The following is a 12,174-nucleotide window of genomic DNA, read 5'->3' as shown; positions in this document are numbered from 1 at the left end:
AACGGGCGTTCAGCAACCCTCCCGCCGACGGGTCGCCTCGAGATTGGTGCGCAACTCGTGCAGCCTGCTCATGGCGCCGGAGCTGCCCCCTGCTCGCTCCTGGCGGCGCAGGTTCTCAGCCTGGCGGCTCAGGTCAGCACAGCGCGTCTTCTTGAAGGCCTCCTGATTCGCAGCGATCTCCTCGTCCTGGCGCTGCTGGAAGCGACTGATGTCGTTTGCAGACGGCCCCTGGGATGACGGCGGAGGAACCGCAGGGATTCCCTGGGCGCCAGCCGCCGCAGCAGCCAAGGCAGCCGCCTGACGTTGCTTCTCAGCCATGCATTCGGCCTCTATCGCCGTCCGGATTTCGGGCGCGGACCCGCGCTTGTAGTAGACGCTGTCGATCAACTGCTGGTTTTGCGCGTTCGCAGCGATCTGCTGCTCCCTCGTTGCGCCGCTCTCCCTCGCCCAGACGATCTTCACGGCCTCTTCACCCAGTCGCGCGCATTGCGGGTCTGCGACCGGCCGGTTGGCAGGGGCGGCCGATCCGCTGAAGTCCCGAAGCTCCTTGCCCGGCGGCTGCGCGCCTTCGCAAGGCCGGTCCTGGTAGGCGTTTCCACACCGGTACATCCTTTGCGCATGGGCCTGCAGCATGGACCCCATCAAGGCCGCAGCGCAGATGAAAATGGCGTACTTGTTCTTGAGCATGTGTCCTCCCTGTTTTTTGCTGTCCATGCAGTGTGCAGGACGGCCGCCGTCCTGCGGTCTCCAGTCCGGTCCCAGGCGAGAGTCCTCCCGGATCACGCCCCTGTTCCTGCTTACTTGCCGGCCATCAGCCGCGCCATGATCTGGTCGGCATCGGCCTTGAGAACGCTGTCGGGATAGGTCCTGATGAACTCGGCAATGGCGGCCTGCGCCTGGTCCTTCTGCTCGCCTTCGACCAGGCCCATGGCCTTCTGGAAGGCGGCCAGTTCCTCGGCATCGATGGACTGGGGCTTGGCCTCGCCCTTCCAGTAGACGTCGCTGGCTTCGACGGCCGAGCCGCGCACGCCACCCACGGCGGTGGTGCTGCCCAGCTTCTTCTGCGGTGTCATCTGCTCGATCTTCATGCGCAGCCGCTCCCAGAAGCCGGTCCAGGAATCACCCTGGCTGCCGCTCTGGGCAAAGGCGGTGGCCGCAGCAAAGGCAAGCAGGATGGTGATGAGCTTTTTCATGGCAGGACTCCGGATGTTCAGGGCGCGCTCGCCGTCATGAGCGAGTATGCGAGCCAGCCGCCCGAAATCAAGTCCGCTGGCGACACGCACACGCCCGTTTGTCTATTTTTTCTCACGCGGAGCCGCCGGCGCCGGTTTGGCCTTGGGGGTGGAGGACAGGGCATTCATCAGCTCCAGGCCCAGGGCCTTGTACTTGCCGGCCATGGCCGGGTCCACCTTCTGCGCCTGGGCAAACGCCGCCTTGGCCTTGTCCACATTCTTCACGGCCTTGTAGGCCAGGGCCAGGTTGACCAGGATCTCCGCATCCCTGGGGTCGGCCTTGGCGGCGTCGGCGTAGAACTTCTGGGCCTCGGCGTACTGGGAGTCCAGCATGTGCAGATTGCCCAGGTTGTTGAGGGCAGCGGCGTTGCGCGGCTGACCGTCCACGACCTTGCGGAAGTACTTGCGCGCCTCGGCGCGGTCGCCCTGGCGGGCCAGGATGATGCCGGTCTGCAAATGCGCGTCCATGTCGGCCGGGTTCTGCTGGATGGCCTGCAGGTAACGGCGCGTCATCGTCTGCGAGCTGATCTTGAGCACCGAGAGCAGGTCACCGGGGAAGTTGCGCTCGATCACCTCGCGAGTGACCACCGGCGCACGCCAGGGATCGTCGGGCAGGCCGGCGGGCTTGAACTTCTCCCAGGCCTCGTGCACGTCGAAGATGGCAAAACCGTCCTTGCCCTTTTCGCGGTAATAGGTGGCCGCCCCCGTTTCCCAGGCCTTGATGAAGGACTTGCCCACCAGCGTGGCCTCTACCGGGATCCACAGCATGCCTTCGTGCGCCACGTACATATTGTCCATGGTGTAACCATCGGACGGCGCCTCCACCCCGGTGGCCAGCATCATGAGCATGTGGCCCGGCACCAGCAGCACACGGGTGGGGATGCCCAGGCTCTCGAGCGCGGCCGAGTACAGGGCCACCAGGTCGTCGCAGTCACCCGAGCGGCGCTGGATGGTCTCGCGCGGGTACTGGATGTAGTCCACGTAGTCGACCTTGTTGGACGTCACCTGGTAGGGGTTGATCGGGTCCTGCACATAGGTCACGCCCAGGGCGCCCAGGGTGTTGAAGAGCGCCGCGGCCAGTTGGGTCGGTTCCTTGTTGGCGCCGAATTCGGAGGCGACGGCGCGCGAGAAGTTGATCAGCAGCGGATCCTTGGGCGTGACGAAGGCGGCATAACGGCCGCGCTCGTCCCAGCCCATGCGGTGCTTGTCATAGATGTTGATGGTCTTGATCTGGCTGTAGACCCGGGGCTGGCCGTTCTCGAAGTAGCTGGCCTCCAGCTTGGCCTGCACGGGGGTGTCCTCGGTCAGCGTGAGGATGTTGTTGTTGAAGACGGCCTTGAGCACGACCTCGCGGCTGGCGCCCGGCGCCAGCTCCGCGATGCGCTGCTCGGTGGGGAAGTCCATGAAGTTGTTGAGCACGAAGCTGACCTTGATGTCGTTCATGGTCGAACGCGTGTTGTTGCTCAGCTTGATGGTGCCCACGCCGTCCTTCTCGTAGAGCTTGTAGCTGTTGGAGAAGACGTTGTGCAGATGGGTGGCGTCGATCTCCAGCGGGGCGCGGTTGTCGGCCTGGGTGCTGGCCGACACGGCCTGCTTCTCGGACTCCACGCCGTCCACGCTGCGCGCGGCCAGCCAGAAGGTGTAGGCCGTTCCGGGGTTGAGGTTGTCGCGCTGGAACTCGGGCGTGGTGGTCTCGGCCAGCTTGCTGAACTTCTCGCCCTCCTTCTGGTAGACCACATAGCCGGTCACCAGCTTCGCGTCCAGCGCCTTCCAGCTGAGGCGCACGCGTGCCGTGGTGGCCTCGGCCTTGATCTCCTGCAGTGGCGGCGGCGTGTACTTGAGCGCCGCGCCGCTCACGGCCGCTCCGGCCAGGCCTTCCTGGCCACTGGCCGTGGCGGCCGCCACGCGGTAGTGGAAGGTCTCCTCGGGCCTGAGCTGGGCATCCGTGTACTGCGCGCCCGGGCTGCTGCCGATGCGCACAAAGGGCCCGGCGGCACTGGCTGCGCGGTAGACGTGGTACTGGCTCACATAGGCCAGCGGGGAAGCGGCCCAGCGCAGTTCCACGGCGTGCACCGCCGGCTGCGCGGCCAGCTGCTGCGGCGCGCGCGGTTTGTACTGCGTGCTGAACAGCTGCAGGCGCGGGCCACCGCGCTCGGCGATGTAGAAACTGCTGGCATCGCGCGCGGCCAGAGCATCGGCTTCGGAGAGTTCGCCGTTCTCGCTGCCGGGCGCCGCAAAACTGCGCAGCAGGCTGCCCTCGAAGCTGTAGACACGCACACGGTCGCTGTCGAGCACGAACAGCTCCTCCTGCATGGCCAGCAGGGCCACCGGGCGGCTGAGCTTCTCGGTCTCGCGCGCCGGGTCGTTGCCGAACTCGCGCAGCGGCTCGCCGGCCGGGGAATAGACGGTGATGGCATTGCGGCCGGTATCGAGCACGTAGAGCTGGTCCTGCGCATCGATGGCCAGCGCCACCGGACGGCGCAGCGCCTCGCTCGTACCCTTGTTGATCAGCTTGAAGAACACCCCGTCGGCGCTGAAGCCCTGGATGCGGCCGTTGCCGCTGTCGGCCACGTAGAGGCTGCCGTCGCTGGCGATGACGAAGTCGCCCGGCTCGTCGAGCTGGCCGTTGCGGCTGCCGCTGCTGCCCACGGTCAATGCCGGGTTGCCGGCCGCGTCCAGCTTGTGCAGGCGGCCGCGGTTGCGCTCCAGCACCCACAGGGCACCGCCCTTGTCGAAGGCCAGGGCGGTAGGGCTCAGATCCTTGAGCGGCATCTCCTGGGCGGCGCCGTCCTTCAGGCGCAGCAGGGCCGGTTTGTCGCGCGCCACGGCGACCAGCGTGTCCTTGCCGTCCCAGGCCATGCGACCGGCAGCCACCTTCAGGCTCTGCTGCCAGCGCACATAAGGCACGGCCGTCTGCCTGGGCGTGAGTTGCGCCGCCGGCGCGGCACCGGCGCGGAAGTGGTGCACGAGCCCGCGCGCCTGATCGCCCACGTAGACGTCGGCGCCGACCAGCGCCAGGCCGCTCAGGCTCTGGAACTGGGCGCGGCCGTCACCGCGCGAACCGAAATACGAGACCATGCGCCCCTCGGCGTCGTATTTCTGGATGGCATAGCCTTCCGCGTCGGCGACGAAAACGCCGTCATGCGCCATCTGCAGCGCCACCGGCTTGCCGTTCTTGGGCAGCAGGCGCAGGTGGCTGCCGTCCTGGGCATAGACCTTGACCTGCGAGCGGTCGCTGAACAGGCCGCCGGCCGCGTCGAGCACGTAGATCCGGCCCTGCGGGTCCACGACCACGGCGGCCGGTTTTTCCAGCTTGTAGGGCACCTTCCTGTCTTCCAGGCCCTTGTTGGCGGGCGCGCTGTCGATCGGCAGGGTGGAGAGGAAGACGCCGTTGTCACCGTACATCTGGATGCGGCTGTTGCCGGTGTCGGCCACATAAACGATGCCGCCGGCAAAAGCGATGCCCTGCGGCGAGGACAGGCCGCCCTCACTGCCGCGGCCGCCGAAACGGCCCTTGTATTTGCCGTCCAGGCCGTACATCACGACACGGCTCTCGGCGCTGTCCACCACGTAGACGGTGTCCTCGCTGACGGCCACCGCTTCGGGCTGGCCCAGCAGGGCCCGGCCCTCGGCGTCCCTGGCCTGCAGACTGAGCAGCACCTGGCCGGAGGGGCCGGCGTCGAGCACGTCGACCTGGCCATTCTTGCGGACCACGTAGAGGCGGTTGCCGCCCAGGCCCAGCAGCTTGCGGGTCTCGGCGGCCTGCAGGAAACGCACGTACTCGACCCGGCCGGGCGCGCTGCCCTGCGCCAGGACCGTGCCCTGCAGCAGCAGGGCCAGGGCGGCGATGGTGAAAAAACGCATGGTGTCTGTCCTCGGGTGGTCGCTTTTACTTGTCCTGGCGGTTGAACACGCCATCCCAGTCGGTGGAGACGGGCACTGCCTTGAACTGCAGGCAGCGCTCCAAATATAGCCGGCTCGGAATGTCATTGGGGTACTCGGCCAGGATGGCCAGGAAGGCCGTTTCAGCCGCCTCCCAGTGTTTCTGGCGGAACTGGGCCAGCGCCGCGGCGAACAGGGTCTCCAACCGGTCTTCCTGGGGTTGCACGGGGCCGCGCAGCTCGTGGATGGCCACGGGGATGTCCTTGCCGGCCACGCGCACGCGGTCCAGGCGGCGGAAGCGGAAGCTGTCGCAGGTCTTGAGGTAGGTGGCATCGCCCACCACGAAATCCACACCGAAATACTTGGCCATGCCCTCCAGGCGCGAGGCCTGGTTGACGGTGTCGCCGATCACCGTGTATTCCATCTTCTGGCCACGCGAGCCGATGTTGCCGGCCACCACGTCACCGGTCTGGATGCCGCCGCGGATCACGAAAGGCTCCAGGCCCTGCTGCTGCCAGCGTGCCCCCAGTTCGGCCATGACCTGCTTCATGGCCAGCGCGCAGGCCACGGCGCGTTTGGCGTGGTCGGGCTGGGACAGCGGCGCCCCCCAATAGGCCAGGATGCCGTCGCCCATGAACTTGTCGACCGTGCCGTCGTGCGCGTAGATCAACTGCACCATGGCGGCCAGGTATTCGTTCAGGCGCGCCACCACCACCTGCGGCTTGTGCCGTTCGCTGAAGGCGGTGAAACCCTTGATGTCGGTGAACATCACCGTCACCTCGCGGTTGTCGCCGCCGATGCGCGCGGCCCCGGGGTTCTTCTCGAGCTGGTTGACCAGCTTGCTGGAGAGGTAGCTGGAGAACATGGCGCGCATCTCGCGCGCATTGCGCTCCAGCACCATGTAACGGAAGCCCCCGCCCACCAGCAGGGAGACGATGGCCGCCAGCGGCGGGTAGACCATGCTGACCCACTGGCCCTGCAGGAACAGCCAGTAGCACAGCCCCACATAAGCGGCGCCCAGCAGCAGCACGGCGGGAATGGCGCGGTGCAGGCGCATGCGCGCCGTCAGGTAGTAGCTCAGCCCGCCGGCCAGCACGATCATGACCAGGTCGAACAGGGACTGCAGGCCGGTGCGGTGGATGTAACGCTGGCTCAGGATGTCGTCGGCCACGGCGGCGTGCACCTCCACCCCGGGCGAATTGGCATGGAAGGGCGTGACCCGCATGTCGTAGACGCCCAGCGCGGTGGCACCGAGGAACACGGTCTTGCCGCGCAGCGACGCCAGGTCGACCCGGCCGCTGACCACGTCGGCAAAGGCATAACGCGGGTAGTTGCCGGGCGCGCCGGTGTAGTTGATCCAGAGGGCGCCATCGTGGCCCACCGGAATGCTGCGCTCGCCCAGCCGCACCCGGAAGGATTCGCTGCTGAACTGTTTCTCACCCAGGGTCAGCATGGCCGCCATCAGGCCCAGCGAGGGCACGGCCTGGCCATCGCGCTCGATCTGCAGCAGGTTGCGCCGGTTGACGCCATCTTCCTCGGGGATCAGGTTGATGTGGCCGATGCCGGCCGCCGCCCGCTCCAGTTGCGGGAGGCTGCCGGTGCTGCCGCTGACGCGGAACTGGCGGTCGAACTCGAAGGTGGTGGCCAGCACCACGTTGCCGGCGCGCCGGATCGCCTCGGCCAGGGCCTGGTCGGTCTCGGCGTTTTCGACCTCGGGGAAAAAGACATCGAAGAGGATGGCCTTGGGCTTGGCGGCCTCCAGGCGCTCCAGCAGGCGCACGTACTGCTGGCGGCTCCAGGGGAAACGGCCGAGCTCGGCGATGCTGCGGTCGTCGATGGTGATGATGGCAATGTCCGGGTGCGGCGGGATCGGGCCGCGCAGGCTCTTGAAACGCAGGTCGTAGGTGCGCGCCTCGAAACCTTCGAGGAAGGCGTTCTGCTTGTAATACAGCAGCGTGACCAGCAGCACCGACACGATGGCCAGCAGGATGGATGCCGCGCGCGAACTGCGCCCCTGCAGCGCCTGACCCAGATCCATGCCATCTCCTCTGTTGTGTATTTTCTAGGTTACCAGCTTGCCCGCCGTCTGTGTATCAGTTCAGCGCCAGGGCGCGCCGGTGCCGGTCCACCCAGTAACCCCAGAGCACCAGCAGCCACTGCAACTGGCCCAGCCAGGCGATGACCTCGACGCTGGGCGGCGGGCTGCCCAGCACATTGCCGGCATAGACCACGAACAGGAACAGCACCAGCCCGACCAGGCCCCAGCGGCCGGCCGGGTCCAGCGCGCGCGTGCTGCGGCTGTAGAGCCACACACCCAGCATGAACAGCGGCACCTCCAGCGCCAGCGTCAGCGTCAGGGAGGACCACAGGCGCAGGCCGGCCACGGTATTGCCCCAGGGCCACATGGGCAGGTCCGGCCGGTGCACCAGCAGGTCCAGCAGCCAGTGGCTCAGCACCAGGCCGGCCAGGATCAGGGCGCTGCGGCGTTCGCGCTGCAGCAGGAAGTGCAGGCCCCCCAGCAACAGCGCCCAGCCCAGCACGGCCAGCAGACTGTGCGAATAAGGATAGTGCTCGAAGACCAGGGGCGTGACCGCCGTAGCCCCGGGTTCGATGCGCACGCGCTCCAGGCCCATGAGCAGGAAGGTGGGCCAGAGCAGGTCGATGAACTGGGCGGCCAGGAAGAGCGTGCCCAGCGAGACCCGGGGCGCTGCGGTCTTGGCGGCAAAGCCGATGGCGAAGTGGCCGATGAACATGGGTCGGGTTCCTTTCAGACTTGCGGCACGTCGCGCAGGAAAACCGGCAGGTCCATCACGGGCGGGCGGCAACCGGCCTGGTAGAGCATGTCGGCAACGTAGCCGCGGTGGTAGGTTTTGTGGTTCACCACATGCAGCAGCATGTCGCCGCGGCGCATGGCCCCGGCGCCACCGTCGACAAAACGGAAGTCCACCACTTCTGCCTCCCCGGCGGCGTCCAGGCCGTCGGCACAGGCGATGTACCACTGGTCCAGCGCGGCCTGGTCCTGCTGCAGCTGCGCCAGCGTGGGCTCGACCTCGGGCTGGCGCGAACTGTAGCCGTGGGCACGGCCCTGCAGGTGCGCCTGCCAGATCAGGTCCACCACCCAGGCGTGGGCCAGGGTGCCCACCATGCTGTGCTGGCCGTGGTTGCGCCGCGTCGTGGCCTCGCCAGCCGGCAAGGCGGCCAGCGCGTCGAACAGGCGCGCGTTGGCCCAGGCCGTGTAGCGGCTCAGCATGCGCAGATAAGGCACGGCAGCATCGGACATGCGGACATCCTCGGGTGACTGTGACCGGGGCACTATACCGTGGCCCTGTCGCCTGCGGGCTTGCCCGAAACGACCCGACAGGCCTACACTGCCTGCATCACAAAAACATCAGGAGACCTGCATGCAAGCCACCAGCCCCACCGATCCGCGCAGCTTCACGAGCTTCGCCGAGTTCTACCCCTTCTACCTGGGCGAGCACAGCAACCGCACCTGCCGCCGCCTGCATTTCCTGGGCAGCACGCTGGCCCTGGTCTGTCTGGCCATGCTGGTCGTCACCGCCCAGCCGCAGTACTTCCTCTACGGCCTGCTCTGCGGTTACGGCTGCGCCTGGCTGGGCCACTTCGGTTTCGAGAAGAACAAACCCGCCAGCTTCAAGCGCCCGCTCTACAGCTTCATGGGCGACTGGGTCATGTACAAGGACATCTGGACCGGCAAGATCCCGTTCTGAACCGGATCGCTATCTTTTCGATAGCGCATCGGCCAGGTTGAGGTCGTCCAGGCGGGCGCCGCGCCAGAAGCCCTCGGTGCTGGCTTCGCGCGGCAGCAGCATGGTCTGCATCAGCGGCGCCAGCGGCGTGCGCACCGGTTCGGCCAGCAGCACCAGGCGCGGCAGGCCGTCCTGCCCGTCGTCCACCAGCCGCCCCACCCAGTCCAGCCCCACCAGGGTCTCCACCAGCGGTTCGAGCTGCAGCGGATCCACGTGCAGGTGCTCGGCCAGCTGCATCAGCGTGAGCCCGCGACGCGACCCCACCAGCGCCTGCAGCAGCTCCAGTGAGAGCCGAAAACGCCAGCCCGGCACCACGGCCCGCCGCGACACACCCGCCAGCAGGCTGGGCAGATAGGCCGCGGTCACCGCCCCCAGCAGCACAATGGCCCAGGCCACGTAGATCCAGATCAGCAGGATGGGCAGGGTGGCGAAGGCGCCGTAGACCGCCGAGTAGGTGGGCACCATCTTGAGGTAGACGGCCAGCAGGTTCTTGGCCAGTTCGATACCGGCCGCGGCAAAGATGCCGCCGGTCCAGGCATGGCCCCATTTGACGGCCGTGTTGGGCACGTAGTGGTAGGTGGCCGCCAGGCCGCCGGCGATCATGAGGAACTCCAGGCCGTCGAGCAGCAGGCGCAGGCTGCCGGGCAGGCCGCCTGCCATGCCGCGCGAGGACGAGACGATGTAGGAGGTGATGGTCAGGCTGCCCGCCAGCAGCAGCGGGCCCAGGGTGATGGCGGCCCAGTAGACCAGCACGCGCTGCCCCAGCGGGCGCGGGCGGCGCACGCGCCAGATGGCGTTGAGCGTGCGGTCGATGGTGAAGACCAGGCTCAGGGCCGTGAAAAACAGCACCGTGAGGCCGGCCCAGCCCAGGCGACCGGCCCGGCCGGCAAACTGCGTCAGGTAACCCAGCACCTGGCGCGCGATGTTGTCGGGGATCAGGCTCTCCACCAGCCATTTCTGCAGCACGTCCTGGAACTTGGCGAACATGGGGAAGGCCGTGAACAGGGCCAGCGCCACCGTGAACAGCGGCACCAGGGCGATGGTGGTGGTGAAGGTCAGGCTGCTCGCACTCAGGCCGAGCCGGTCCTCGCGAAAGCGCTCGCGCAGGGTCAGGGCCGTGGTTTTCCAGGGGAAGCGCGAGAGATCGGCAAGCAACTCTTGCAGGCGGAGGGACAAGCTCATCCCGCTATGATGCCACCTCCATGCAAGCCACCCACACACCCGCGCCCTCCCCTGTCCGGCTCAGCCGCAACCTGGCCGTGGCCAGTCTGCTCGGGCTCATCGTGCTGGGCCTGGTCTGGGAACTGTGGCTGGCACCGCTGCGCCCGGGCGGCTCCTGGCTCGCGCTCAAGGTGCTGCCGCTGTGCCTGCCCCTGGCCGGCCTGCTGAAGAACCGCATGTACACCTACCGCTGGCTCAGCCTGCTGCTCTGGCTCTATTTCACCGAAGGCGTGGTGCGCGCCACCAGCGAGCCCGCCCCGGGCGCCTGGCTGGCGGCGCTGGAAGTGCTGCTGAGCCTGGCCCTGTTTGCGGCCTGCGTGATGCACATCCGCCTGCGCCTCAAGGCTGCCCCCACCCAACCGGATACCGCCACACCATGAGTACCCCCACCGAACTGCTCACCCAGCTGCGCCACATCGTCGGCGCCTCCAACGTCCTGACCGAAGGCGACCTCAGCGCCTGGGAACTCGACTGGCGCGGCCGTGAACGCGGCCGTGCCCTGGCCGTGGTGCGCCCGGCCTCCACCACCGAGGTGGCGGCCGTCGTCAAGGCCTGCGCCGCTGCGCGCGTGGCCATGGTGCCCCAGGGCGGCAACACCGGCATGGTGGTGGGCTCCACGCCGGATGCCAGCGGCACCCAGGTGGTGCTGAGCCTCACACGCATGAACAAGGTGCGCCAGCTCGACGCCGGCAACCTGACCATCACGGTGGACGCAGGCTGCGTGCTGCAGAACCTGCAGGACGAATGCGAGAAAGCCGGCTTCCTGTTCCCGCTCAGCCTGGCGTCGGAGGGCAGCTGCACCATCGGCGGCAACCTCGGCACCAACGCCGGTGGCACGCAGGTCGTGCGTTACGGCAACACGCGTGAGCTCTGCCTGGGCCTGGAAGTGGTGACCGCACAGGGCGAGATCTGGGACGGCCTGCTGGGCCTGCGCAAGGACAACACAGGCTACGACCTGCGCCATCTTTTCATCGGCTCCGAGGGCACGCTGGGGGTGATCACCGGCGCCACCATGAAGGTCTACCCGCTGCCCAAAGCCCAGCTCACGGCCTTTGCCGCCGTGCCGTCGATGGAAGCCGCAGTGCAGTTGCTGGGCCTGGCGCACGAGCACCTCAGCGCGGGCCTGACCGGCTTCGAGGTCATGGGCCAGTTTGCACTGAGCCTGGTGGTCAAGCACTTCCCACAGCAGCGGGTTCCCTTCTGGCAGGAATCGCCCTGGTGCGTGGTGCTGGAGAACTCCGACAACGAATCGGAAACCCACGCCCGCGCCCAGTTCGAACGCCTGCTCGAAGCCGCCATGGAAGCCGGCTGCGTGACCGATGCCGTGGTGGCCGAGAGCATGGCCCAGGCCAAGGCCCTGTGGCACATCCGCGAGAGCATCCCCTTGGCCCAGGCCCAGGAAGGCCTGAACATCAAACACGACATCTCGATCAACGTCTCGCGCATCCCCGCCTTCGTGGCCGAGACCAACGCCCTGCTGATGGAGAAGTTCCCCGGCGCACGCCTGGTGACCTACGGCCACCTGGGCGACGGCAACCTGCACTACAACGTGCAGGCGCCCGAGGGAGAGGACCAGCAGCGTTTCCTCGCCGAGGAGGAGCCGCCCATGAACGCCATGGTCTACGAGGTGGTGGACCGCTACCGCGGCTCGATCTCGGCCGAACACGGCATCGGCAGCCTGAAGGTGGACAAGCTGCCCGACCACAAGTCACCGGTGGCCCTGGGCCTGATGCGCAGCATCAAACATGCGCTGGACCCCCACAACCTGATGAACCCCGGCCGCATGATTCGCGGGTGAGTTAGATCAAGCGCCCTGCCGGCGTGGCTTTGCCGGGTCTCGCCCCGGCGGGCGACTCACTTTTCTTGCTTCGCCAAGAAAAGTAAGCAAAAGAAGGCGAGCCGGGTGCGTCGTCCCTCCGCTACGCTCCGGGCACGCTGCGTTGCTCGGCAGCAGCGGGAAGCTCAGAAACTCGCCCTGCGGGCTCAGACATCTGCGCTTCTTTTTCCGCCGCTGCCTGCGCTACTCGCCTCCGCACACGGCGGTGGGAACCGGATACCCGAACCCCGCAGTC

Annotated in this window: 10 protein-coding genes; 3 read left to right on the top strand and 7 right to left on the bottom strand. The window is 67.4% G+C overall.

Going from position 1 to position 12,174, the window contains the following annotated elements; translation table 11 throughout:
- Positions 1–9: 9 nt before the first annotated feature.
- From HTY51_RS04960 to HTY51_RS04935, 6 genes are all read right to left on the bottom strand, one after another.
- Positions 10–714, bottom strand: coding sequence for a hypothetical protein (locus tag HTY51_RS04960; protein ID WP_174251693.1), 705 nt, complete (start codon positions 712–714; stop codon positions 10–12).
- An 83-nt stretch (positions 715–797) separates the two neighbouring features.
- Positions 798–1,193 carry a hypothetical protein gene (locus HTY51_RS04955; RefSeq protein ID WP_174251692.1) on the bottom strand — a complete coding sequence of 132 codons (396 nt, stop codon included), beginning with the start codon at positions 1,191–1,193 and terminating at the stop codon, positions 798–800.
- 102 nt (positions 1,194–1,295) lie between these two features.
- Positions 1,296–5,096, bottom strand: coding sequence for a fibronectin type III domain-containing protein (locus tag HTY51_RS04950; RefSeq protein WP_174251691.1), 3,801 nt, complete (start codon positions 5,094–5,096; stop codon positions 1,296–1,298).
- A gap of 25 nt (positions 5,097–5,121) precedes the next feature.
- Positions 5,122–7,152 (bottom strand): CHASE2 domain-containing protein, encoded by a 2,031-nt coding sequence (locus tag HTY51_RS04945; RefSeq protein ID WP_174251690.1) that lies wholly within the window; start codon positions 7,150–7,152, stop codon positions 5,122–5,124.
- A gap of 55 nt (positions 7,153–7,207) precedes the next feature.
- A complete protein-coding gene (locus HTY51_RS04940; RefSeq protein WP_174251689.1) occupies positions 7,208–7,867 on the bottom strand; it encodes a metal-dependent hydrolase in 660 nt (219 codons plus the stop codon).
- A 14-nt stretch (positions 7,868–7,881) separates the two neighbouring features.
- A complete protein-coding gene (locus tag HTY51_RS04935; RefSeq protein ID WP_254606992.1) occupies positions 7,882–8,394 on the bottom strand; it encodes a DinB family protein in 513 nt (170 codons plus the stop codon).
- Between the two features lie 121 nt (positions 8,395–8,515).
- Here HTY51_RS04935 and HTY51_RS04930 point away from each other — a divergent pair, with 121 nt between their 5' ends.
- Positions 8,516–8,842, top strand: a complete 327-nt coding sequence (locus HTY51_RS04930) for an Mpo1-like protein (RefSeq protein ID WP_174251688.1) — start codon at positions 8,516–8,518, stop codon at positions 8,840–8,842.
- Positions 8,843–8,851: 9 nt separating this feature from the next.
- On the opposite strand, the gene HTY51_RS04925 is transcribed toward HTY51_RS04930, so the two are convergent.
- Positions 8,852–10,063 carry a YihY family inner membrane protein gene (locus HTY51_RS04925; RefSeq protein WP_174251687.1) on the bottom strand — a complete coding sequence of 404 codons (1,212 nt, stop codon included), beginning with the start codon at positions 10,061–10,063 and terminating at the stop codon, positions 8,852–8,854.
- 20 nt (positions 10,064–10,083) lie between these two features.
- Here HTY51_RS04925 and HTY51_RS04920 point away from each other — a divergent pair, with 20 nt between their 5' ends.
- Both HTY51_RS04920 and HTY51_RS04915 read left to right on the top strand, forming a co-directional pair.
- Positions 10,084–10,482, top strand: coding sequence for a DUF2069 domain-containing protein (locus HTY51_RS04920; protein ID WP_174251686.1), 399 nt, complete (start codon positions 10,084–10,086; stop codon positions 10,480–10,482).
- Positions 10,479–11,900, top strand: coding sequence for an FAD-binding oxidoreductase (locus tag HTY51_RS04915; RefSeq protein ID WP_174251685.1), 1,422 nt, complete (start codon positions 10,479–10,481; stop codon positions 11,898–11,900). The genes HTY51_RS04920 and HTY51_RS04915 overlap by 4 nt, the downstream gene beginning before the upstream one ends.
- The last annotated feature ends 274 nt before the right edge of the window (positions 11,901–12,174 follow it).

This window comes from Rhodoferax sp. BAB1 (assembly GCF_013334205.1).
GTDB lineage: Bacteria > Pseudomonadota > Gammaproteobacteria > Burkholderiales > Burkholderiaceae_C > Hylemonella.
Note: the sequence above shows the minus strand (reverse complement) of the source record. Positions and strands in the feature narration are given on the sequence as shown.